The 24,798-nt window shown below is 44.7% G+C and carries 21 protein-coding genes; 7 read left to right on the top strand and 14 right to left on the bottom strand.

Features of this window, described 5'->3' with window-relative positions; all coding sequences use genetic code 11:
- Positions 1-380 (bottom strand): HAD family hydrolase (locus ACJ751_RS05370; RefSeq protein WP_407744347.1); only part of this gene is annotated, 380 nt, incomplete at its 3' end.
- 44 nt (positions 381-424) lie between these two features.
- Here ACJ751_RS05370 and ACJ751_RS05375 point away from each other — a divergent pair.
- Together ACJ751_RS05375 and ACJ751_RS05380 are read left to right on the top strand one after the other, a co-directional pair.
- A complete protein-coding gene (locus ACJ751_RS05375; RefSeq protein ID WP_407744348.1) occupies positions 425-1,126 on the top strand; it encodes an SDR family oxidoreductase in 702 nt (233 codons plus the stop codon).
- A gap of 249 nt (positions 1,127-1,375) precedes the next feature.
- Positions 1,376-3,145: a BatD family protein gene (locus ACJ751_RS05380; protein WP_407744349.1), complete on the top strand. Its 1,770-nt coding sequence runs from the start codon at positions 1,376-1,378 to the stop codon at positions 3,143-3,145.
- A 215-nt stretch (positions 3,146-3,360) separates the two neighbouring features.
- On the opposite strand, the gene ACJ751_RS05385 is transcribed toward ACJ751_RS05380, so the two are convergent.
- From ACJ751_RS05385 to ACJ751_RS05405, 5 genes are all read right to left on the bottom strand, one after another.
- Positions 3,361-4,062: a response regulator transcription factor gene (locus tag ACJ751_RS05385; protein WP_407744350.1), complete on the bottom strand. Its 702-nt coding sequence runs from the start codon at positions 4,060-4,062 to the stop codon at positions 3,361-3,363.
- Positions 4,055-5,044, bottom strand: a complete 990-nt coding sequence (locus tag ACJ751_RS05390; RefSeq protein ID WP_407744351.1) for a sensor histidine kinase — start codon at positions 5,042-5,044, stop codon at positions 4,055-4,057. Before ACJ751_RS05390 ends, ACJ751_RS05385 begins: the two co-directional genes overlap by 8 nt.
- Before the next feature lie 19 nt (positions 5,045-5,063).
- Entirely contained in the window at positions 5,064-5,558 is a 495-nt protein-coding gene (locus ACJ751_RS05395) for a gliding motility lipoprotein GldH (RefSeq protein WP_407744352.1), read from the bottom strand.
- A 97-nt stretch (positions 5,559-5,655) separates the two neighbouring features.
- On the bottom strand, positions 5,656-6,531 hold the full coding sequence (locus ACJ751_RS05400) for a YicC/YloC family endoribonuclease (protein ID WP_407744353.1): 876 nt from the start codon (positions 6,529-6,531) through the stop codon (positions 5,656-5,658).
- 140 nt (positions 6,532-6,671) lie between these two features.
- Positions 6,672-7,256 carry a pseudouridine synthase gene (locus ACJ751_RS05405; RefSeq protein WP_407744354.1) on the bottom strand — a complete coding sequence of 195 codons (585 nt, stop codon included), beginning with the start codon at positions 7,254-7,256 and terminating at the stop codon, positions 6,672-6,674.
- Positions 7,257-7,783: 527 nt separating this feature from the next.
- On the opposite strand from ACJ751_RS05405, the gene ACJ751_RS05410 reads away from it, so the two are divergent.
- Positions 7,784-8,731 (top strand): UDP-3-O-(3-hydroxymyristoyl)glucosamine N-acyltransferase, encoded by a 948-nt coding sequence (locus ACJ751_RS05410; RefSeq protein WP_407744355.1) that lies wholly within the window; start codon positions 7,784-7,786, stop codon positions 8,729-8,731.
- 172 nt (positions 8,732-8,903) lie between these two features.
- On the opposite strand, the gene ACJ751_RS05415 is transcribed toward ACJ751_RS05410, so the two are convergent.
- From ACJ751_RS05415 to ACJ751_RS05440, 6 genes are all read right to left on the bottom strand, one after another.
- A complete protein-coding gene (locus ACJ751_RS05415; RefSeq protein WP_407744356.1) occupies positions 8,904-9,647 on the bottom strand; it encodes a LytR/AlgR family response regulator transcription factor in 744 nt (247 codons plus the stop codon).
- The gene (locus ACJ751_RS05420; protein ID WP_407744357.1) at positions 9,610-12,537 is read right to left on the bottom strand and encodes a histidine kinase; all 2,928 of its coding nucleotides are present in this window, start codon (positions 12,535-12,537) and stop codon (positions 9,610-9,612) included. Before ACJ751_RS05420 ends, ACJ751_RS05415 begins: the two co-directional genes overlap by 38 nt.
- A gap of 132 nt (positions 12,538-12,669) precedes the next feature.
- Positions 12,670-13,752: a carboxypeptidase-like regulatory domain-containing protein gene (locus ACJ751_RS05425; protein WP_407744358.1), complete on the bottom strand. Its 1,083-nt coding sequence runs from the start codon at positions 13,750-13,752 to the stop codon at positions 12,670-12,672.
- A 180-nt stretch (positions 13,753-13,932) separates the two neighbouring features.
- The gene (locus ACJ751_RS05430) at positions 13,933-14,931 is read right to left on the bottom strand and encodes an NAD-dependent epimerase/dehydratase family protein (protein WP_407744359.1); all 999 of its coding nucleotides are present in this window, start codon (positions 14,929-14,931) and stop codon (positions 13,933-13,935) included.
- Between the two features lie 60 nt (positions 14,932-14,991).
- Positions 14,992-15,834 (bottom strand): 3-hydroxyacyl-CoA dehydrogenase family protein, encoded by an 843-nt coding sequence (locus ACJ751_RS05435; protein WP_407744360.1) that lies wholly within the window; start codon positions 15,832-15,834, stop codon positions 14,992-14,994.
- 85 nt (positions 15,835-15,919) lie between these two features.
- Positions 15,920-16,951, bottom strand: coding sequence for a phenylalanine--tRNA ligase subunit alpha (locus ACJ751_RS05440; RefSeq protein ID WP_407744361.1), 1,032 nt, complete (start codon positions 16,949-16,951; stop codon positions 15,920-15,922).
- Between the two features lie 115 nt (positions 16,952-17,066).
- On the opposite strand from ACJ751_RS05440, the gene ACJ751_RS05445 reads away from it, so the two are divergent.
- The 4 genes from ACJ751_RS05445 to ACJ751_RS05460 all read left to right on the top strand — a co-directional run bounded on the left by ACJ751_RS05445 (position 17,067) and on the right by ACJ751_RS05460 (position 22,202).
- Positions 17,067-18,206 (top strand): formimidoylglutamase, encoded by a 1,140-nt coding sequence (locus ACJ751_RS05445; RefSeq protein ID WP_407744362.1) that lies wholly within the window; start codon positions 17,067-17,069, stop codon positions 18,204-18,206.
- Positions 18,207-18,282: 76 nt separating this feature from the next.
- Positions 18,283-19,680: a D-alanyl-D-alanine carboxypeptidase/D-alanyl-D-alanine-endopeptidase gene (gene dacB, locus ACJ751_RS05450; RefSeq protein ID WP_407744363.1), complete on the top strand. Its 1,398-nt coding sequence runs from the start codon at positions 18,283-18,285 to the stop codon at positions 19,678-19,680.
- 156 nt (positions 19,681-19,836) lie between these two features.
- Positions 19,837-20,379, top strand: a complete 543-nt coding sequence (locus ACJ751_RS05455; RefSeq protein WP_407744364.1) for an RNA polymerase sigma factor — start codon at positions 19,837-19,839, stop codon at positions 20,377-20,379.
- A gap of 2 nt (positions 20,380-20,381) precedes the next feature.
- Complete coding sequence (locus ACJ751_RS05460) at positions 20,382-22,202, top strand: hypothetical protein (protein WP_407744365.1); 1,821 nt, start codon at positions 20,382-20,384, stop codon at positions 22,200-22,202.
- Here ACJ751_RS05460 and mutL read toward each other — a convergent pair.
- Both mutL and ACJ751_RS05470 read right to left on the bottom strand, forming a co-directional pair.
- The gene (gene mutL, locus ACJ751_RS05465) at positions 22,188-24,110 is read right to left on the bottom strand and encodes a DNA mismatch repair endonuclease MutL (RefSeq protein WP_407744366.1); all 1,923 of its coding nucleotides are present in this window, start codon (positions 24,108-24,110) and stop codon (positions 22,188-22,190) included. The two genes, ACJ751_RS05460 and mutL, sit on opposite strands and share 15 nt — an antisense overlap.
- Before the next feature lie 62 nt (positions 24,111-24,172).
- Positions 24,173-24,718: a Uma2 family endonuclease gene (locus ACJ751_RS05470; protein ID WP_407744367.1), complete on the bottom strand. Its 546-nt coding sequence runs from the start codon at positions 24,716-24,718 to the stop codon at positions 24,173-24,175.
- Between the last annotated feature and the right edge of the window lie 80 nt (positions 24,719-24,798).

Raw genomic sequence — 24,798 nt, forward strand, 5'->3', positions numbered from 1 at the left:
AAATGCAACCGGTATCCTTTATTGGTGAGATAAGTGAGTATTTCAACCGTATAGGGGAATAATAATTTGCGGGTAGGCAACAGATCGAGAAAACGGGTGGCCATCTCCCGCGCCAGTTTTTCTTCGCCTATTTTAAATTCGAGCAGGGTGAGCCACATACGTTTCCAGCGCAGGTCGTCCATTTTTATAAAACCCTTTCTGAAGCGGTCCCACAACTTTTCATTGTGCGCCGTATAGTGTTCAAAAAAGCTATCGAAACTATGAACGCCTCTTGTTTGTAATTCGAAGGAAAGGTACAGGTCTTCGAGGGTTTGGCGGCTATTGGCATCAAAATCCCAGAGTGTATGGTCGAGGTCGAAAAAGATATGCCGGTACTTCATTCCGCAAGTTACAAAATATGTGTTTTGTAATTAATTTAGCAATTATGAATGTTATAATAACCGGAGCATCAAGAGGATTTGGCAATGCCATTGCCCATGTGTTTGCGCAAAACGGACACAATCTTGTTTTAACATCCCGAAATGAAGTGGCTTTGTACAATGCCGTGCAGGAATTTATGACCGTTTACCCTGCCATTACAGTGAAAGCCAAAGCATTTGATATTTCCATAAAGGAACAGGCGCAGGCTTTTGGTCAGTGGGTATTGGGTTTGAAGTTGCCTGTGGATGTGTTGGTGAATAATGCGGGGTTGTTTGATCCTGGCAGTGTTTACAATGAAGCCGAGGGTACCTTGGAACATATGATGGCGGTGAATTTATACAGTGCTTACCATGTAACCCGGTCGGTGATCGATCATATGATCGCTCAAAAGAGCGGCCACATCTTTAACATGTGTTCCATTGCTTCGTTTAAGGCGTATGCGAATGGCGGCGCTTATAGCATCAGCAAATATGCGCTGGCCGGTTTTTCTACCAACCTCCGTGAAGAAATGAAGCCTTTTGGCATAAAGGTTACGACTGTTTATCCGGGTGCTGCCATGACCGATTCATGGGCCGGAAGTGGGGTTGATCCCAAACGTATTATGGAAGCCAGTGATATTGCAAAGATGATCTATGCTGCCGCACAGTTATCGCCACAGGCCTGTGTGGAAGAAATTATATTACGTCCACAATTGGGCGATTTGTAGTCAATGGGCAATAGGCAAATAGACATTACTATTGACCTTGTCAATTGCTGATTGCCAATTGCTTACCACTCAACCTTGCCAATTACCGATTGTCTATTGCCAATTGGTTTAACTCGCCTTTAACGCTAACATTATCACCAGCCTAAACCGGCAAAATCTATATTTGTTACAGGAGTTAAGGCAAATAGTAAAACAAAAAGCATCAGGAAATTTCTACATATCATTTTAGCGGGGCTTTTTTGCTGCCAGTTGAGCGGGTCATTGATGGCGCAGGTAAAGTTTTATACCATGGTGAGCGAATCGCCCATTGACCAGCATCAAACTTTCCAGGTACAATATGTTGTGGAAGGTGCCAACAGCATCAGGCAGTTTGTGGTGCCCCGGTTTAAAGATTTTGAAGTAGCTGAAATGTTCGATTACAGCACAAGCAGTTTTGGACAGGGCCAGGCGCTTGATACCTATTCCAAAATAATTGTGTTGATGGCCTCGAAAAAAGGAAAGTTTACGGTGCCTGGCGCCAGTGCTATCATTAATGGCAAACAAATGCATTCCAATGCGGTGCCGGTGGCTGTAATGGGCGGTGGTTTGCTAGGGTTGAACAACATTAATCTCGATGATCTTGATACGGAAGAAGAATCCCTGTTGCATCCGGGTGATAATATAAATGATAAAATAGAGAAGAACCTGTTTCTGCGGGTAGAAACCAGCAAGAACAGCTGCTATGTGGGTGAACCCCTGGAAGCTGTTTATAAATTGTATTCGCGCCTGAACGCCAATTCACAGGTGGTAAAACGGCCTTCCCTAACCGGTTTTAGTGTTATGGAAATGGTAGATGCTTACGATGGCAAAGCTGTTATCGAAAAACTGAATGGCCACTCTTATTTTACCAACCTGGTACGTAAGGTACAGTTGTTTCCCCTGCAGGAAGGCACTTACACGCTTGACCCCGCCGAAGTAGAGAGTATGGTTCACTTTGTAAAAACGAATGAACCGGCCAACAAAAAGTCCCCACCTTCCATGAATAACCTGAATGCCACGCCTATGTATCCTATGGCTGTGGACCACCGCACTATTTTACGCACGGCGCCGGTAACCATTAAGGTAAAGCCGTTGCCTACGGCCAATCAACCTGCTGATTTTTCGGGCGCCGTTGGGCAATTTACCCTGGCAGTTAAAGCACCTGCTGATCCTATACATGCGGGCGACCTGGTAAAAATTCAGGTAACAGTAAGCGGTAGTGGTAACCTGTCGTTACTTACGCCCCCGGTTATAAACTGGCCCGCAGGCGTTGATACGGCAGCCCCATCCGTAAAAGAAAATATCAATAAATATGTTTTCCCATTAAGCGGTTCCAAAACATTTGAATATTCCTTTGCCGCACCCGATACCGGTGATTATGTAATTCCCGTGGTGCACATGCCTTATTACGATCCGAAAGAAAATAAATACAAAACGGCTACCAGCGGTTCCATTACCATGCATGTGTTGCCGGGGGTAAAAAAGGTGTTTGGTAACGCAGGTCTTGTTGCTGACCAGGGATCGGGCATTGAACCGAAGTTTTACTATTTTAGTTTGATTATACTGGCAATAATCGCGGCTATTGGTTACCAGGTTGTTTCTTTACGCAAATCAAAAAAGAAGGAAAAAGCAAAGGCCGTTGCGTCTGCGCCTGTGAAAGAAATACTCACCCCTCAACAAAAAGTTACGGATTTGCTGAAAAGTGCAAAGCTGGCATTCCAGCTGAATCAACAACAGATCTTTTACCGGGAAGTGCAACAGGCGCTTTGGCAAACTGTAAGAGATACCTGGCAGGTATTGCCTTCAAAACTGAATAAGTACCACACTACTCAGCTATTGGCTGAAAAAGGTGTGCCCGCCGATACCATCCGCAACTTTTCGGCTGTGCTCGATGAATGCGAATGGGCATTGTATACGCCCGATCAATCCATTAAAAGTATGGAAGCCCTCATGAATAAAGCCGAGGGGTTATTGAAGGAATTGATGGAGATGAAAGGGTGATGGATCGGCTGTCGACAATGGTGAAACGGCAAACGTGAAATGGCAAAGGACTCGCGGCCAAGTATCCTCCTCACAGTTTTCTTCTTTCTCTTGTTTCATCTTTCGTCCCTCATCAACTATATCAACTTCGTCAACCCTATCAACCAACCACTTCTTACCAAAATCACCTCACTTAAAACCCAACTTGTTAACTGGTCAACTCGTCAACTGGTCAACTATTCTGTATACTTATAACCAACCCCACGCACGGAATGAAAGTAACGGGGATTGCGGCTATCATGCTCGAAATATTTACGAAAGTTCAATATGAAGTTATCGATGGTGCGGGTAGTGGGATATACGTTGTAGCCCCAAACCGTTTGCAGGATCTTTTCTCTTGGCACCACATCGTTCTTGTTTTCGAATAACAGCTTCAGCAGCATGGCTTCTTTTTTACTGAGCTGAATGCGTTGTCCTTCCTTTGTAAGCGCTTCCTGGGCATTAAAATCAATGGTATGGCCACCAAACTGATAGGTATCACCTACGGTGTCCTTGTCCTGCATTTTTTTATTCTTGTCAATGAGTTTCTGTACCCGCAGTAACAGCTCTTCGAGGTTAAAAGGCTTGGTAAGATAATCATCGGCGCCTTTTTTTAACCCCAGTACCCGGTCAGAGCTGGTGTCCTTGGCGCTGAGGATGAGAATGGGCACATGGTTATTTTGAACGCGAATGGTTTCGGTTACACTGATGCCATCTACATCGGGCAGCATTACATCCAGTATGATCAGGTCGAAATATTCGCTTTGGATCTTTTGCAGGGCCTCACTACCGGTATAAGCAGAAGTAATTTCATACTGCTCCAGTTCAAGGTTCAGCTTTAATGCTTCGTGCAGATTTTCTTCGTCTTCAACCAATAATATGGATGGTTTATTACTCATGGGCGTGTTTTACAGTAAAACTTACCATAAAATTACTGCCTCTTGGTAAATTATCAGCCACCTTAATGTGTCCATGATGATCTTCTACAATCTTTTTACAAAGGTAGAGTCCCAAACCGGTGCCTTTGGTGGTACGGGTGGTTTCGTTGCCTATGCGGTAAAACTTTTCAAACACCCGTTTCTTTTCATCGTCGGGTATTCCGGCGCCCTCATCGAGTACCTGGAACAGGATGGTCCTGTTCTTTTGAGTGAGTTTACAGGTGATAATGCCTTCTTTGGGGGAATATTTGATGGCATTTTCAATCAGGTTGTTTACCAGGATCTGTAACAGTAAGGGATCACCGTCGATATCTATTTCCGGTTCTATTTCGCTGTGAAATTGCCTGTCGGCAAAGCGGTGGTGAAAGTCGTTATAGGCTGTTTTTACCAGGTCTGACAAGTCCAGTTCTTCTTTTGTGATGCGGTAGCGGCCGCCTTCGAGTTGCGACGAAACCAGGATGTTGCTGGCCAGGGTATTCAGCCGGTTGGTTTCCTGCAGGGTGGCCTGCAGCATTTTTTGTTTCTTTTCTTCGGGCAGGGAATATTTCAGCAGGGTTTCCAGGTTCAGTTTGGCAATAGCGATGGGTGTTTTTAACTCATGCGTTATGGCCATCATAAAGTTTTCCTGCTGGTTTTGTAAACGGATCTGGCGGCGCACGGCCTGATAAACAAAGATGGAAGCGATCAGGATCACCACCAGGAAAATAGACCCTTCGCCAATGTTACGGATCTCTTTGATTTGTTTTTCCTGAACCATTAACTGGTATTTGGCCTGAAAGGAGGGATCATCCATTTTCAGTTCACTCATCTTATAGCTGATCATTTGATGATTTTGCCGTTGCAGGGCAATAAACCACCATACCAGCGCTACTACTATGTAACACAGCAATAACCAGTATACAATACTGGCAATAGCCAATCGCTTTTTTGTAAATACGTCCATGGGGCCAATTGATGAATACCTATTGAGCTTTTTCGAGCCGGATACCAACATTCATTACGTTCTTCAGGGGGTCTTCCCGCATAATGTTTTCCAGTTTAAAGCGATAAGTACCTGCGCTTAGCCGTTCAGGATTTTGCGGCGGGGTAATCTGGATACGGTGTTCAAAAATATCGTCCATACCACTGCCCAGCCAACCTTTGTTATCGGTAGCCAGTTGCAGGTTCAGGGGCTGGTTATTGGTAACGCCGCCGGGTGATTCGGTTTGTATATTGAGCCAGATGTTTTTATAGCGGTAAGCATCTGTATGCCGGATAACGATATAAATATTATACCGGTTGATGGTATCCTCGGGTTGTATAGTGAAGGTTATTTCCGGCTTGTAGTTGCTGCTCCAGGACTGTTGGGGGATGGTGGCGTTTTTTTCAAACACATCTACCTTACCACAGGCGGAAAGCAGGAAGAAGGATGTAAGAACCAGGACGTACGAACTATAAGTAAGGAACCTCTTTTTCAAGCGAAATATTTTTACAAAGATAGGAACGAAACAAAATATGGTTTGTTGTTCAGGTCGCCGGTTCCCGGTTAACCGGTAGCCGGGAACCGGCACCTGGTTATAGTACGTTCAATACCTGTTCTTTTGCTTTTTCCAGTTCGTCTTTCATTAGCACCACACATTTCTGAATAGTGGAATCGTAGGCTTTGGCGCCGGTGGTATTTATTTCACGGCCTATTTCCTGCAACACAAATGATAACTTTTTGCCTTTTCCTTCTTCAGGTTCGCTTAGAATGGTTTTAAAATATTCGCAATGGGTTTGCAGGCGTACCTGCTCTTCACTGAGGTCAATTTTTTCAATGTAGTAGATCAACTCCTGTTCCAGGCGGTTGGGATCGTAGTTTTCTTTCCCCACATTGTCTTCCAGCACTTTGGTTAAGCCTTCTTTGATCTTTGTTTTACGTAAAGGCTCCAGGGTAGCAATGATGTCCTGTTGCTTTTGAATATTGTTTATACGCAACAGCAGGTCGGCTTCCATTATTTTACCTTCCTGAAGGCGATGGGTGGTAAGATTGGCCATAGCGGCTTCAATTACCCTTTCAAATTGCGCCCATTCATCGTCGGTTAGGGTATCACCGGTAGGCGTGATAACTTCAGGTAATTTAATAAGAGTGCTTAAGATATGAGAGGGATCGAGGTTCAATGCCTTCGATAATTCAGCAATGGGTTGATAATAGGCTTTAGCCAGGTCGGTATTTATGCTTACGGGTTTGGCGGCGCCGCTTTCCTTAAGGCTGATGGTACAATCGATGGTACCTCTTCCGAGTTTTTTAGATAACAACGATCGGATATCAAACTCAAAAGGCTTCAGGAAAGCCGGGATCTTTAAGGATAGTTCAAATTGTTTTCCATTCAGTGATTTAATATCAACCAGGAAGGTTTTATCTCCCACGGTTTGTTCACTTCTTCCAAAGCCGGTCATTGATTTCAACATAACGTACCTTTTTTTAGCAAGGTAATGAAATAAAGGCACACGTCTACGCTAAAGCTCCGGCGTGTAAAGCAAGGCGCAAGCCTTGAAATTCAGGCAGGCCGATAAAACCCGGGGCGTCCCGGAATATAATTATCGGTGCCTTACCCGAACAATCGGGTATAGATGTCATTTTTATTCATTTCACGCATTTCACCGGGTAATAAACCTTCCAATGTGATGCCTTCAATACGATAACGGATCAACCGAAGGGTAGGAAAGCCGGTTTGGGCTGTCATTTTTCGAACCTGGCGGTTCTTTCCTTCTGTTAATACCAGTTTAATCCAACTGGTAGGGATCTCTTTTCGATAACGAATGGGTGGATTGCGTTCGGGCACCGGCGGTGTGTTGGTAAAACGCGTTGCCTTACAGGGCCGGGTGCGGTATTTTGACCCGTTAATGGTTATTGTAACGCCGGTTTGTAATTGCTGTATTGCTTTATCATGTATATCACCATCAACCTGCACCCAATATTCCCGTTCGTGTGCAAAGGAAGGATTCAACAGGCGATGATTTAACGAAGTATCATTGGTAAGTATCAATATTCCTTCACTGTCATAATCTAACCGGCCTACCGGATATACATCTGCAGGCACATTGAAAAATGTTTTCAATGTATGTTTTCCTTCTTCAGAAGTGAATTGTGATAATACCTGGAATGGCTTATAGATAATAAAATAGCGATGCATACAAATGAAAATCTCCCGGTGAACCGGGAGATTTATTATATGGATGGGTTAGTAAGTACCGGGAAATAAATTTCCCTCCACAATATTAAAAATAATTTTTTCTATCTGAAAAAATATTCTAATAAATTTTATTCACATTTTTTTTATGTAATGGGGAAAAGCGAAGGCTTATTTCATCGTTATGTGCAATGTTGAACATGTTTTTATATCAACAGGATGCTATACGCTTCCTTGTTTTGATTTTTTACATCAGCTGAAACAGGCGCTGGCAGCGGGTTGTATGTTATGTGGTATGTTGAGTGATAACAACACGTGTTGTTTATTGCATGTTTACTTCACCATCAGATTATACATGCATCACAGTAAAAAAATCCATTGATCGAGCTGGTAACTGTAATTTACTTTTTGGCAAAAAGATCATTGAAAAGGTTAAAAGGCGGTCATAATATATCATAAAACATGAAACTGAAAGGAAATACCCCATCGGTGTGCTGATCGTGCGTTACTTTTGCGAAAATTAATCGGTTATGAAATTTCCTGCTCCTGTTTCGGTTAAATGGATAGCCAATTTGATTGGTGCTGAGCTTGCTGGCAATACAGAAGGAATGGCTACTGGTATCAATGAGATCCATAAGGTAGAACCAGGCGACCTGGTTTTCGTTGATCATCCCAAATATTACAACAAGTGTTTGCATTCAGAAGCCACTTTTATTATCATAAATCAAAAAACCGAGTGTCCTGAAGGGAAAGCATTGCTGATCGTTGATAATCCATTCGAAGCTTATCAAACCATAGTACGTCACTTTCGACCCTTTAAACCCGCTGTTAAGCCTGTCAGCGATTCGGCAACCATCGGAGAAGGTTCATATATAGCGCCTAACGTTTATATTGGCCATGAAGTAAGTATTGGAAAGGATTGTTTTATTGGTCCCAACGTTACCATAATGGATCACTGCGTTATTGGCGATAATGTTATCATTCAGGCCGGCACAGTTATAGGATCGGATGCTTTTTATTACAATACCAGGAAGGACCGGGCGGTGTGGTACAAGAAAATGGAAAGTTGTGGAAGGGTAGTTATTGAAAGTGATGTGGAGATCGGTGCCGGTTGCACCATCGATCGGGGGGTATCGCACGATACCCGTATTGGCCGGGGCAGCAAACTCGATAATATGGTTCACATTGGTCACGATACGGTTTTAGGTGTAAACTGTTTGCTGGCTGCACAGGTTGGTATAGCGGGCGCTACAACGCTTGGTAATGGTGTTATTCTTTGGGGTCAGGTAGGCGTGTCTAAAACCTTATCTATAGGTGATAACGCGGTTGTACTGGCGCAAAGCGGTGTAGGCGGCACCCTGGAAGGTGGTAAAGTTTATTTTGGTTCACCGGCTGAAGATGCCAGTATTAAAAAACGGGAACTGGTTTGGGTGAAACGGATCCCGGAGATCTGGGAAAAGATAAAAGGAGCTAAGTAATTCAGGTGAATATTTTCGTTTTTTAAGTGGCTGAAGTAAGAAGTAGGAAGTAAGAGTTGACAGGTTGAAAAGTTGACAGGTTAACAAGTCAATTATTAGCATTATACCTTGTCAACACGTCAACCTGTTAACTTTTCAACTCATTTTTCTCCTGCTTCTGCAGCCTCACTGTTTATTTAAACTTCGACAGAAACTCATCCTTCTTGCGCATAGACACTTCAATAGTAGTACCGTCTTCCATTTCAATGGTTCCCCCCCGGCCTCTGTTATATTTTTTTATAAAAAAGTGATTGATAATGTACGATTGATGCACACGGCTAAAGTTTTCAAAGGGAAGAATGTCCTCAAACTCCTTTAACGTGCGCGAAACCATTATTTTTTGCTGGTCCTGCATATACACAAACGTATAACTGCCTCTTGCTTCCAGCCAAACCAGTTCATTGATATTTACAAAAACCAATCCATCGAGGGTAGGAAGGGCTACTTTTTGCAAAACAGGTTTGTTTACCGACAGGTTATACATCAAGGTATCTATTTTGCTGGTAATATTTTTTGTTTTAATACGATCGGCTGCTTTGTAAACGGCTGCCTGCAGATCTTTTATATTCACCGGCTTTAACAAATAATCCAGCGCAGAATATTTTATGGCATTGATGGCATAGTTATCGAAGGCCGTTACAAAGATGATCTCAAAGTTAACCGGCGACAGGTTGTTGAGCAGTTCAAAGGCATTGCCAAATGGCATTTCAATATCAAGAAAAACCAGGTCGGGTTTGGTTTGTAAAATAAGGGCCTGGCCGGTACGGATGTTCTCGGCCACTCCGATCAGTTCTGCAAGCGGACAGTATTTGATCAACAGCTGTTTGAGCGCTTCAATGTTATTGGGTTCGTCGTCTATTATAATGGTTCGTATCATTTTTCACAGGTTTAAATGTAATCGTATAGGGAAAACGCAACGTGATCCGGGTGCCTGTGGCTTGATTATGTGCATCCGTGAGGTCATTTATTTCTATCGTAATGGGTTCAGATAATTGGCGATTTAAAATATTTATTCTTTCGGCGGTCAATGACATGCCTTTCGACTGGTATTCAACATGCATTTTTGATTTGTATTCACTGGCTTTTTTTCTTCCGATGCCATTGTCCTGGATAATGCACAGGAACCCTTCGCTGATTTTTTGAAACTTTATATCAATAGTACCAACGCCGCTTTCTTTATACCTGATACCATGCCTGATGCTGTTCTCGATATAAGGTTGCAGTATCATAGTTGGTATATGTTCCATATCGGGGTCGAGTGCAGCATCAACCCCTACAGTATACTTGAAGGAATGGCCAAAACGCATCATCTCCATTTCAAGGTATCGCTTTAGGTATTTTATTTCGTTGGTAATTGAAATGGTGCTTTTTTCCGAATTGTCGAGCGTTTGCCTGATGAGCTGGGCAAATTCAGTCAGGTACTGGTTGGTTGACTCCAGGTCGTTTGTTATTATAAAATTTTGTATACTATTGAGGCAGTTAAAAATAAAATGCGGGTTCATTTGCGCCCGCAGGGCCATTTGTTCCAGTTCGTTCAGTTTTTGCTGTACGGATGTTTTTTCCTGTTCTTTTCTACGCAGTATACTAAACCGCCACGCCACCAGCAGCCAGGTGATTAAAATAACCACGGCAATGAACAGGATCTGGAAGGGCAAAGTTTGCCAGAAGGGCGCATCTACAATAAAGGCAATCTTTACCGGATCACTCACAATGCCTTTTTTGTTTATGGCAATCAGTTCAAACTCGTAATTGCCAGGTGGCAGGGATGGATATTCCAACACGTTTTGCAGGGTTGAATCCCAGGTATCGGTGAGGCCTTTTAACCGGTACCGGTACCAGATATTGCCACCCGATTTAAAGGAGATGCCTGCATAAGAAATTTTCAAGCTGTTTTCCTGGTAACCCAACCGGTAATTATCTTTCAGGGGCTGGGATTTATTTCCTACCGAAATATCGAGGATACGCAAATTGCATTTTGAGTAATGGCCTGTTTTGGTTTCATTGAACCAGGTAACACCGGCGGGGGAACCGGCATAAATGATATTGCTATCAACGTATACTGCATTAATAATATTTGTGGGCAAACCATCGGAAGTGCTATAGGTTGTAACCGGATAAGGCGTTTGACTGATGTTGATCTTATTCAGCCCTTTGTCGGTACCTGCCCACAGGAAATCATTATTTATAAACAGGGTTCTGCAGATATTACTTGAAATACCTTCCTGGGTGGTAATCTGGTTCACCACCTGGTCGTTTTTCATACATATGATACCGGCGCCATACGTAGCAATGTACAACAGGCCATCGGGCGATTTACAAAAATAACTGATGCGTTGCCGTAACGAAGGAACGGAATCGCCCAAATAGCGCACCTGATTATTAAGGTTCGCAACATACAATCCGTTTACCGTTCCGATGTAGTAATTGTTGTTATAGAAACACACACAGGTAGTACGGCTGGGAAAAATGGTATCTTGTATAGACAGATCGTTGGGATGTAGCAACAGGGCCCTTTTGGCTGTACCCACCAATACCATCCCATTGGCTAATTCTTCAATTGATTTTATGGCATAAATGCGGGTGTTGAATACAGTACCCTTGCTGGTTTTTTTAACCAACAGCCCATCGGAACCCATCAGCAGGGAACCATCTTTTAATTGTTGCAGACAGGTTACGCGGTTAGTGCTGCCATAGTATAAGGAGGTATTAAACTCTTTATTGGCATTGATGGTGTCAATGACCTTTCCATGCAACAGGTATATTTTTCCGAATGCAGTACCTGCGTATATTTTGCCGTTTATCTTAGCCAGCGAAAAGATCTCCTGCGACTTGTTCTCACAGAAAAAATGGGTTTTAAATTCCCGCGACGCCAGTTTGTATACGCCTTCGCCCAGGGTGGCAAACCAGATGTTCTTTTCACTGTCAACCAGCGCATGGCTGATCTGCTTTCCCTTAAGGAACGGTTCTTCGTAATGGTCGAAAGTTACCGTGTCAACCATGTAGCTGCCGTACCAGGTATTGGTAAACAATACATGGTTATAACCGGGATCATAGTCTTCGGCCGTAATTTTTAAGCCGGCTTTTACCTTATTAAGTTTTGGATCGATGTTCATGGATCCAACATTTGCACAGGGAACGGGGATCATTTTCCCATTGGCCACCACATAGCACGAGTCGTCGATGTTTAATTGAAATCCTTTGCCATGCGGGTTAGGCCGCAGCAGCGCACCGCTGCTTTCATTGCTTTTGTATTGGGTAATGGTATTGTTGGCGCTCACAACGGTGAAGGAATTATATGCATAAAACCCAACATCCTGATCGCTGCTTTCTCGAAAAAAGCCTATCACAGCGGAGAGGTTGATCTTTTTCAGCACAGGATCATTTTCCTGGTTGTGAATTTTTCCGTTGTAATAGTAACAGACAGTGTTTTTGAAAGGGGCCATCCATATTCTGCCTTTTGAGTCGGCAAAAAGTTTTAGGATCTCTGTTTCTGGCAGCCCGTCGCTGGTAGTGAAGTTTTTGAAATGGGTGCCATCGAAACGGCTGATACCGGCTTCTGTTGCAAACCAGATAAACCCGTCTTTATCCTGGCAGAGGTCGTAGATGGTAGAACCGGCTAATCCGTCCTTTACATCATAATGAATATAATTATACTCCTGGGCATAGGAAGTACATGCAGTTACTAAACCGGTAAAAAGCAGAAGCGTTTGAATGGTGCGTTTAGTGATCATAGAAAGTTCAACCGCTATGACAACAGGTGTCGTCATAGACTAACAGTTTGCTTTCATCACCGGTCGCGCCTACGGTTTTGAAATTCCGACTGAAGGTATAAAAAAAGGTTTTAGGCGGGTATTTTAAAATGCAAAGATTTTATTAATACGCGTACGCCTGACAGGTATTTATTGATATATATAATCGTAAGGCAACAGTTCGGATAGTTTTTTCCAGGCCCAGTAGCCTGAATTAATTACGTCGTTCTGCTCGTAAAAGTAGCCGTTCTTTTCTATCACAAATCCGTTGGATACGTCCAGCACCGTGATCTGGAAGCGGGTGGTTGGCGGTAATTTATATTCTTCGAGGAATTGTTTATCGGGGTATACCTTGTCGTAACTGATGCGGTAACGGCCGTTCCAGCTTACTTCCACATCGCCGCTGTCTACCAGGTAATCCTGTTCGTTATAAGGGTTGGTGATGAAGGTGCCTTTTACGGTCTCGGGGTCGTCGTTCAGTTTTTCAAGAATAAAACCGTCCTGTTTTAAGGTGCTATCGTAAAAAGAACGCATAAAATGCATCCGTGAACCCAAATAAGTTCGTGCGCGGTTCTTTTTCCATTGCGCTTTTACTTCTTCCGTACTATCCATTTCCTGAAACAGGGGTGAACCGGAGTAGGAGGAGATATTGGTGTTATAATCGTAGCTGAAGGAATCGAGCTGGTACCTGATCTTATATCCAAGGGCATAGTTAACGACGATAACGTCTTCTTTGGCCATTATTTTCAGGCGGTTCCTTTTTTTAGAAAAGTAAAAGTGTAATGCCTGGGGATTTTCAATGGCGCACTGGTTTGAATTACCCGAATTGCCGATAAAGTTCTGGTTAAAGAATTTACCGTATTTGTTTAAGCCATCCGGGTCTTCGGTACTGGCAACTACTGCCACTTCTGATAATGATTTATTTTCTTTTGCCAGTTCTATCTGTAAGGTGTCGGTGGCCGGTTGGCTGGCGCTGATGCGCATGATCTTTTTTTCGTAACCGGTATAGGTTACTACCATGTCGTAACCGCCATTAGGCAGGCGCATAAAAAATAATCCCTGGTTATTGGTAATAGTTCCCTGTGTAGTACTTTGGCAATAGGCCGAGGCGCCGACCATTGGTTGCTTTGTTTCTGCATCTACTACCTTTCCAAAAACAACAAATGTTTTTTCCTGTGCCAGGGTAGCGGAATAACAGGTAATGGATAACAGCAGGATCATTAAATGTTTCATCTTCAATGGTATTTTTCAAAAGATGGATATGAATATTTTCCAATATACAACCAGCCTGTGATTATTAAAACGTTTGGCTGGCTGTGAAAGTATTGAGATAACCGGCTTCTGCAAACGGTCCCAGGTTAAATTTCTTTAACATATTAGCAGGGGCGGGCATGTATAACCGGTTTTGGCCGGTTATAGCGATTGCAAATGGGCCAGGTATTGTTCACAATCTTTTTTTATAGCTTTTTCCAGGGGCGTAAATGAAAATCCGGGGAGGGATCTTAATAATTTACTGTTGTCGAAGTAGGTAACGCTTTGCGCAATGCGGGCGCTTTCACGGGTAAGCAGCGGTTTTTTGCCCGACATCATGGCTTTCAACTTTTCCATGCGCCAGGCCAGGTTGCCCAAAAAAGGCGTTGCTTCTTTGTGCGGGTGTTTTTTACCCAGGCCGTCGGCGATGGTATTGAATAATTGTTGAAAGGACCAGTTATCACCGTTAACGATAAACCGCTCGCTGCTTAATTCGCTTTCCATAAGTAGTACGGCCGCCCGCGCTACATCTGTTACCGCCACAAATCCATTTATTCCCTTTGTAAACCAGGGAAATTCCCTGTATACGCTTTTGAACAGGGCGCAGCTGGAAGAGTTCCAGTCGCCATAACCCAGCACCGTGCTGGGGTTTACGATCACCATGTTCAGTCCTTCGGCTGCGCCGCGCCATACTTCCACTTCAGCGTGGTATTTGCTGATGGCGTAGGTGGTGTGCCATTTACCGGGCAGCCATTTTTTTTCTTCATTGACGGTTTCACCGCTTAGGGTGCGACCGATGGCGGCTACGGAGCTGAGGTGCACAAAGCGTTTGATGTCTTTTTCCAACGCCAGGTTCACCACGTTAGCCGTTCCGTCAATATTGATCTTGTTAAGCGTTCTTCTGTCGGAGTCGTGAAACGATACTTTGGCGGCGGCATGAATAACGGCGTCAGTTCCCTCCATGGCCTCATCGAGTGACACCACATCGAGCACATCACCGGGCACCCATTCAACTTTGTCGTTGATGTGCGCCGGCATAAAAAAAGGAGTAGCCTTGCTATGGCGGATGGCCCGTACAGCATACCCTTTTTCTACCAGTTCTTTAATAATGTAGGCGCCAATAAATCCGGTACCGCCTGTAACGAGTATTTTGGTTAACAAGTGCAATAATTAACAGGGCACGAAGATAACCTTTCTGCAATGAAGAAGGGCGATAATTAGCTAGTATTCGTAATATCCTATACCGCTTTTACGGCCCAGTTCTCCTTTTTGAACTTTTTCTTTTTGAATGGGGGAAGGTTGCAGCCTGTCGGGTTTGCCCAGGGCATCGTACACCTGGCAGCTGACGGCATAATTGATATCGTTGCCGATGAGGTCCATGAGGCGGAAGGGACCCATTTTAAAACCCGAAGCTTCGAGTAAGGTATCGATGGTATGAAAATCGGTTACTCCCTGTTCAACCAGTTTCAGCGCTTCCAGATAGTAAGGGCGGGCAACATGGTTTACAATAAAACCCGGGGCATCCTGGCACAGCACGGGGGTTTTATTCATTTGCCGGGCTGTTTGGGTTATAATGTCAATGGTTTGCTGGTTGCTGAAGGGCGTGGCCACTACTTCAACCAGTTTCATGATGGTGGCCGGGTTAAAAAAATGCATGCCGGCTACCCGTTGGGGGTTCACCACTTTTTTCGCAATATCTGTAACCGATAATGAAGATGTATTGGTAGCAAAAACCACATCGCTGTGGTTTACTTCTGACAGCTGGTTGAACAAACTCACTTTTATTTCCGGCTTTTCAACAATGGCTTCAATAACCAGGTCGGCCAGGCAGTCGTTGGTGTCGGAAGCAAATTTTATGCGGCTCATGATGCCGGCGCTTGCTTCGGCAGTGAGCTTGTTTTTTTGCACGAGGGTATGCAGATTGCTTTCCATTGCCGAGCGGGCTTTGTCGAGCATGCCTTCGTTTACATCATACAGTATTACATGAAAATTATGCTGGGCGGCCGCCTGGGCAATTCCGCTGACCATTGTGCCTGCACCGCAAACGCAAATTGTTTGAACCATAGTAGTCAATTGGCAATGGGCAATTGACAATGGGCAAGCTGAAAATTAAATATTGCTTATTGCCTGTTGTCTATTGCCTATTGGGTTAAGTAGCGCTGGTAAACTGTCGCAGGAACCGCACGTCGTTTTCACTGAACAAACGAATATCGTTGATTCCGTATTTGAGCAGGGCCGGGCGTTCAATACCCATCCCGAATGCAAAGCCGGTGTATTTTTCAGGGTCGATCTTACAGTTCTCCAGCACTTTCGGGTGCACCATACCGCAACCTAAGATCTCCAGCCAGCCGGTACGTTTGCACACGGGGCAACCTTCGCCGCCGCACAACAGACAGGTGATATCCATTTCGGCGCTGGGTTCGGTGAATGGGAAATAAGAGGGGCGGAACCGCACTTTTACATCTTTGCCATACATCTCCTGTACAAAGAAGTACAGAGTTTGTTTCAGGTCGGCAAAGGAAACATTTTCATCTATGTATAATCCTTCGATCTGGTGAAAGAAACAATGGCTGCGGGCGCTGATGGTTTCGTTGCGGTATACACGACCGGGGCATACAATGCGGATCGGTAACTGCCCTTTTTCCATAGCCCTGATCTGCGTATTGCTGGTATGAGTACGCAGCAGCCAGTCGGGATTTTGCTGAATATAGAAAGTATCCTGCATATCGCGGGCCGGATGGTGCTCGGGCAGGTTCAATGCGGTGAAGTTGTGCCAGTCGTCTTCAATTTCAGGGCCTTCGGCTACCGAAAAACCGAGGCGGTTGAAGATGCTGATCACGTGGTTCAGGAACAGGTTAATGGGGTGGCGGGTGCCCAATGGCAGGGGATCGCCGGGAAGGGTTACATCGATGGCAGCTGCATGGGAATCGCCGGAGCCTTCCAGTTGCTGTTTCCAGGTTTCGTATTTGGCTTCGGCCAGTTGTTTGAAATCGTTCAGGATCAACCCGAATTCTTTCTTTTTATCGGCCGGCACATTCCTCATTTCGGTAAAAAGGTTCTTTACAATACCCTTAGTACCCAGGAATTTAATACGGTAAGCCTCCAGGGAATCGGCGCCATTGGTGGGGATGCTCTCAATTTCCTGCTTGTATGCTGCTATTTGTTGTAACAATTCATCCATGGCGCAAATATAGGCATAAGTTGAAAAGTTGAAAGGTTGATAAGTTGACAAGGCAGTTTCGCAGAAATCCTTGTCAACCAGTTAACTTATCAACCTGTTCCTTATCTTGCGTCCTATGTCGGATACATTAAATATTGGCGACTTTCTTCAACCTGTTAACCGGTACATGTTATCGGAAGATGAAGGTTACAAAGACGGGCAGATAGGGAAAAAAATACTGGTGTATGAAGATGAGGAGATCCCTGATCTGCGGTCGGCCGACATCGTACTGCTTGGTTGCAACGAGGTAAGGGGTAATCATTTACAACCCGGGGTATCGGGACCCGACGCCATCCGCCGCCAGTTTTATGCATTATACCATTGGCATTCCGATGTAAACCTGGTTGATATTGGTAATATCATGCTGGGTTCGGGGTTGCAGGATACCTATGCCGCCCTGAAAACCGTGCTGGCAGAATTAACCAGCGCCGGCAAAACGGTGGTGATCCTGGGCGGGTCTCACGATCTTACCCTGGCGCAATACCATTCCTACACCAGCAAGAAGCAGATCATAGAGGCTACCTGTGTAGATTCGCTGATTGATCTGAGCATGGAATCGCGCAACCGGTCGCAGAATTTTTTAATGGAAATGCTCACCGGCGAACCCAATTTTATAAAGCATTATAATCATATCGGTTTCCAAAGTTATTATGTGCACCCGCATATGCTGGAAACAATGGATAAGCTGCGTTTTGATTGCTTCAGGGTAGGTCATGTAAAGGATAATATTGAAGAAATGGAACCGGTGATCCGTGGTTCGCAACTGTTTAGTTTTGATATTGCGGCCATTGCCAACGCCTATGCCCCGGCCAATCATATTACGCCCAACGGGTTAACCGGCGAAGAAGCCTGTGTGCTGATGCAATATGCCGGGTTAAGCGCCAATGTAAACACCATTGGTATTTATGGTTATGCGCCCCACCTGGATAAAAATCAATTGACGGCCAAACAGGTCAGCCATATGTTGTGGTACCTGGTTGATGGCTATTACCGGGGCCAGCGCGAAGCCAAAATGGAAGAAAAGGATTCGTTCAACGAGTTTCACATGGCTTTTGCTGAAATAGAAACGGTTTTTTTACAAAGCAAGAAAACCGGTCGCTGGTGGATGCAAATGCCCGATAAAAAATACATTGCCTGCTCGTACAAAGATTACCTGCTGGCCAGCAGCAATGAAATACCTGAACGATGGTTCAGGGCGCAGGAGAGGGAAATGTGAAAATGAGAAAATGTGAAAATCAGCAAATGGAAAACCAATACGAGTTGCTTGTCGGAATAAATAATTAATTTTCAACATGACCAACACAAGCAGATCACGTATTAATAGCCGTTCCTTCTCTGTAATATCCAATCCTGTTTTTAAAAACCTGTGGCTTGTAGCTTGTGGCTTGCAGCTTCTTGCGTCCTGCTCTACTCAACGCCAAATAAACAAAGCAGCCAATAAACAACTGTTTCCCGACAGCAGCGTGGAGCATGCGCATGTGGGGATCAGTCTTTTTGATGCATCGGCCAATAAATACCTCTATAATCATAACGGTAAAAAGTATTTTGTTCCGGCTTCCAACACCAAATTGTTCAGCTGTTATGCGGCCCTGAAATACCTGGGCGACAGCCTGCCGGGCATTCGCTATTGGGAGAATGACACCGCCCTGTATTTGTTAGGAACGGGCGATCCCAGTTTATTGCATCCCGATTACAAAAAGCAGCCGGTTATTGAGTTTCTGCAAAAAACAAAAAAGCACCTGTACATAACCGACACCAATTGGAAAGACGAAGCGTTGGGCGCCGGCTGGTCGTGGAACGATTATAATGACAGCTATATGGCCGAGCGCAGCGCGCTGCCGGTGTATGGTAATACGATCCACTGGGTGCAGGAAATTGCCGAAGGCGTTAGTAATGAAGCCCAGGAAGGTCAAACCCCTTCAATTTATTCCATTCCCGAAATAAACTGGAAAGTGCGTTTTGCCGGAATTACGCGTAAGGCTTTTTTTGTACAACGCGACCGGGCCGAGAACCTGTTTATGATCACCGAGGGAACCGAAAAGAAGAAAGAACAGGATGTGCCTTTTGTGACCCATGGTATTCAATCGGCCATTGAACTGCTACCCGATACAATTGGTAAACAAATTGAATACAGGGAGGTGTTTAGAAAACAGCCTGCCATCTTAAATACCCTTCATTCGCAGCCCCTGGATTCTTTATTACAACCCATGATGTACCGCAGCGATAACTTTTTTGCGGAACAAACGCTGTTGATGGTGAGCCAGGCAAAACTGGGCGAAATGAACGACGGGAAGATCATTGATACCTTGCTAAAAACCGATCTGCGCGAGCTGCCCCAAAAGCCCCGTTGGGTGGATGGCAGTGGGCTAAGTCGTTATAACTTGTTTACTCCCAATGACTTTGTTGTGTTGTTACAGAAAATGAAGCAGGAGATAGGGATGAAGCGGCTGCAGGGCATACTGCCTACCGGCGGCAAGGGCACTTTGAGTAATTTGTACAAACAGGATAGTAATTATATATTTGCCAAGACCGGTACCCTGTCGGGCGTTGTAGCGTTGAGCGGGTATTTGTATACTAAAAAGAATAAGCTGCTGATTTTCTCGGTTTTGGTGAATAACCACACCGGCAGCGCAAGCGATATCCGCAAACGGGTTGAGACATTTTTGAACGGGATCCGGGACCGGTATTAACAAAGTTTTCCAATTTTCTCTTTTTCTCCCCAACCGTAAGGTTACCCTACTCCGTATTATTATCAGCAACTGGCAATTGGCCGTTAAACTAAAGTGAATTTTAGCATTCAAAGAGCATTCAGGTTTTTTTAGATCAACACCATACAACAGGCTTGATTGTCCACCAATGCTACTGATATTGAACTGATAAATGGTTGTATCAATAACAACCGCAAGGCCCAGGAACACTTGTATAAGAAGTTCTACGGCCCCATGGCATCTATTTGCCTGCGATATACCCGCAATCAGGAAGATGCAATAGAAGTATTGCATAATGGTTTTTTGAAGGTATTCAAGAACATTCATACGTATGATATGAGCCGTGCTTCTTTGTATACCTGGGTTAGGACCATTATCATTAATTGTTCTATTGACTTTGTAAGGCAGCGCAGCAAATTCCATACGCACATTGAACTGGAGAAAGTAGATGAGCCATCCATAGATGCAGACGCCATACAACGAATGTCTTCCCATGAGGTTTTATTACTCGTACAGAAGTTATCACCGGCTACCCAAACGGTGTTTAATCTGTATGTAGTAGAAGGGTATAATCATCGGGAAATTGCTAACCTATTGGGCATTAGTGAAGGTACCAGTAAATGGCACCTGAGCGAGGCTCGCAAACAACTGCAAAAATTATTACAAACCTTGCAAGTGTAAATGTGATGAACCTAAAACATCCATACGAAAAACACTTAGCGGAGAAACTGGTGCAACTACCGCCACCCGGCGACCCTGACCAAAACTGGCAGCAAATGAAATCGCTGCTTGATAAAGATCTGCCACGAGGTGGAGGCGGTGCTGGTGGTGGATACCGCTGGTGGATCGCCGGCACTGTTATAGTGGCCGTGCTGGTGGGAACCTGGTTTGGCGGCAAACAACTGATTACGAAAGAACAACGTAATGAAACGGTTGCCGGCACTATTAAAACCGTTAACAACAAAAAAGCGCCAGCCGTTGCGTCAACAGAAAAGAATGTTGAGCAACCTGCTACAAAACATAAAAATCTGCCGGGGGCCGAATACGCCTCCACTACCAGCACTCCTTCAGCTGCTGCGGTTACTACTGACCAGCAGTCAGATGTTGCTGTTACCAATAACAATGGTAAAGGCGAGTCTGTGGTGCCTGATAACAAAGCCGCCAAAGCGCGAAGTAGTGGAAGCAATGCCAGTACACCGCCCGGTTCGGTAACAACCAACGATAATAACCGGGCAGTGCCCAATGTCCCAAACAATTTGAACGCTCACAATAAAATATTCCCTGATAGAAAAAACATTTACGCTGCTGATACAAAGAATGAAAATACAAGAACCGGGAATAACCATGCAATAACCAACAACAATCGTCATCGCGGAGTTAACAACAAAAGCGGCAATAATACGATAACCGATGGAGGTACTGTTATAACCAGCGGTGCTGCTACCAACAACGTTAAAACCCAAAAGGGGCACCGGGGAAACAACCATTCCGGGACAGATAGAAACCGGGCTGAAAAAGGTGTGGTAGAGCCAGGCAACAGTACGTATACGCCAACCATTTTATTACCACGCCGCTCCCTGCCATCTCAGCCGTCAACCGGTTCGGAGTTAAAAGAATCGCCTGTGACGTATAAAATCAATTATACTGGTGATGCCGTCATCTCGCCATCGGGTATGGTACAACGGGAGTTTACTTATTATACACAGGCTGATCTGTTTCCTGATAAAGCGGCCGGTAAAAAAACAGTCCGTAAAAAATCGAATCCTTTCAGTACAAATGAGGATAAAAAATTTGCCCTTGGCTTATCGCTGCCCCTGGGATTTCCAATAGGCGATCAGGAGGCTTTGGCTTATAACAGCAGGGGAGGGGTCAATACTGTTTCTGATTATATTCCATCGCCCCATTTTCAATATCATTTCAATAATAAAACCTACGTGCAGGCGGGGTTGCAGTTTAAAGCGCCCCAGTTTATACATCCCCTGTTGCTCTACCAAAGCCAGGTAATGTACCAACAGGGCCCCAACCTGATGGAGCAGATCACTAACATCACTGCCCGTAAATTGTATTACTTTAATATCCCGATCACTATTTATCATAGTCCGCTTAAAAACTTTTATATGGGAACGGGTTTACAGTATTCTAACCTGTTGAGCGGGGTAGCACAATATGAGCAGATAGAAAAGCGATACAATCCCATTGGGCCGCCACAGGAGTACCTGGTGAAGAATTACTTTACCCAATTTAAGAATGACTCGCTATCGAGCCGGTTGAACGGAAGTGAAGTGCGGTTACTGGTTGACATGAGCTATTACTGGAGCCGGTTTACCGTGGGGTTGCAATACAGCCAGGCGTTCAATAATTATGTCAGCTTCCAGGTAAATCCGCCCATTTCGCCATATACATTCGATAAAAATAAAAGCCTTCAGTTTTACCTGCGGTATAACATCTGGGAAGATAAAAAAAGGAAAAATCCCAAAGGACAATCTTTGTTAACGCTTAAATAATTGCTCCAGGTAGTCTTTTTTAAATTCTATATAAGTGGGGTTGCCGCTGGCCGTTACGTTTGGCTGTGCGCATTTGAACAGGTCAGTGGTAAGGCCACGCATTTCATCCAGTGAGAGGGATGTGCCTGGCTTTATAGCCTGTTGCCAGGCCAGCGAGCGGATCAGTTTCTCCCGGCGGGAGAATTTAAGATCGCTGCTGAAGTGTTTGAATTGTTCCAGCAAATTTTCAATGGCCAGTTTTTCATTTCCTGCCGATACATCGGCCGGGGTGCCCTGTATTACAAAGGCATTGGCGCCAAAGGGTTCAATTAAATAACCCAGCTGAATGAGGTCGCCGGCTAATTCCTGCAGCAAGGCTGCATCAGAGGCTGATAGCTGCAATGTAACGGGGAACAGGCTGCGCTGGGCAGGAATGCTTTTGCCCACGGTAGCGGCGGCAAAGCGTTCGTATAAGATCCGTTCGTGCGCCAGTTGCTGGTGAATGAGCATAAAGCCACGGGCTGTAGGCGCTACAATATAGGTGCTGTGCAACTGGAACAACAGGGCGTTGTCATCAATCAGTTGTTTGGCAAATGGTGTATAGTGTTGGGCCGGGGGCACATAATCGCCACCGCCTTCCTGTTTTTTTAATTGGTCAAGCAGGGACTCAAACTTCTCCTCTTTTTGACCGGTATCTATTGCCGATTGCCGATTGCCGATTGCCGGTTGCTCAGTCCCATCTTTCTCGAAGAAATCCTTCCAGTGTTTCAACTCCTCTTTATCGGTAGGATTTATAAAATGGGCCTGTCCTTTTTGCGAGAAATTTTTTGCCAGGTCAGAAGAACGGGCAGCCTGCTGTTGATCTTCTGTGAAGGGTTTGTTTACGGCATCCAGTTGTTGAATGGTAGGGTCAAGGTCGAACTCGAGCGTGGGTGTAATGCTGAACTGGCCCAGCGCATGTTTAACGGCTGCCTGCACAAATGCATACACGATCTTTTCATCTTCAAACTTTATCTCCTGTTTAGTAGGATGCACGTTGATATCCACCTGAGCAGGGTCGAGGTCAATGAACAGGGCGTATAAAGGAAAACTATCGGCGGGGATCATTTCCTTGAAAGCGCTCATGACCGCATGGTTTAAATAAGCGCTGCGGATGAACCGGTTGTTTACAAAGAAGTATTGATCGCCCCGGGTTTTTTTAGCCGTATCGGGTTTACCAACAAACCCGTAAATGTTCAGGTAATCGGTTTTTTCCTGTACGGGAACCAGGCGGGCATTGTAATGCTGGCCCAGCACCTGAACAATACGTTGTTTAAGGCTGCCTTTTTCGAGGTGAAATATTTGCGTGCCATTATTGGTAAGCGAGAAAAATATATTAGGGAACGACAGGGCCACCCGCATAAACTCATCGATGATGTGCCGCGTTTCAGCTGCATTGCTTTTGAGGAAATTGCGGCGGGCGGGCACATTGAAGAACAGGTTCTTCATAGCAATGCTGGTTCCGTTGGCGGCGGCCACCGGCTCCTGCAGTTTTACCGCGCTGTTCTCAATTTCTATAAAGGTGCCGGTTTCGTCATCGGCGCGTTTGGTTTTCAGTTCTACCTGGGCAACGGCGGCAATGGAGGCCAGGGCCTCGCCCCGGAAACCCATGGTGCGAATGTGAAACAGGTCGTCGATGTTGCGGATCTTGGAGGTGGCGTGGCGTTCAAAACTCATACGGGCGTCGGTTTCGCTCATACCTTTGCCGTTATCAATTACCTGTACCAGCTGTTTGCCGGCATCCTGGATAATTAATTTCACTTCAGTGGCGCCGGCATCAACAGCATTTTCCAGCAGCTCCTTTACGGCGCTTGCTGGTCGCTGAATAACTTCACCGGCAGCGATCTGATTGGCAATATTGTCGGGTAATAAATGAATGATATCCGCCAAGGCTACTCTCCTGATTTTGTGGGGCGAATTTACGGGAATAATTTGGGCCTAAGACGTGGCCGTTAATCCCAGGCGCCTGTAAAATTTATATTAATGGGCCCATCGCAGTCATTATCAAATGAAAATTCAAAGGAATCTGGCGTAACAGCTACTGGCTGGTATTTTTTATCAATTAGTTGGTATATTTCTATTTTCTTGAATTTGGGATCAACAATAAGATAATATTTTACGCCTTCCATCTCATACAGTTCAAACTTTTCATGCCTGTCTTTATAAGCTGTTGACGTAGATAATATTTCAATTGTCAGTGCTGGTGTAAATTCAAGATGTATTGTAGTAAAATCCTTACATACCACCATTAAGTCTGGTTGAACAACTGTTTTTGAATTGATCTTCCAGTCCAGGGGCATATATGTCCTGCATTTGGAACAATGCTTTTTCAAATGTGTATCAAAGATGGAATACAGGTTGCCGTTGATCATTTGATGCTCCCTTGCAGGGGATGGACTCATGGCATATGGCATACCATCAATTAATTCCCATCGTCCCTCCCAGAGGCAATAATCTTCATAACTAAATTGCGGTCTGTATTTTTCTGCAATAGACATACACAAATTTACTAAATATTACCCAATCTTACTAGCTTTCAGCACTTGTCACCCGCACAAAAACGCACCCAATATTAGAA

Origin of the sequence: Niastella sp., assembly GCF_045805085.1 — a bacterium.
Taxonomy (GTDB): Bacteria; Bacteroidota; Bacteroidia; order Chitinophagales; family Chitinophagaceae; genus Niastella.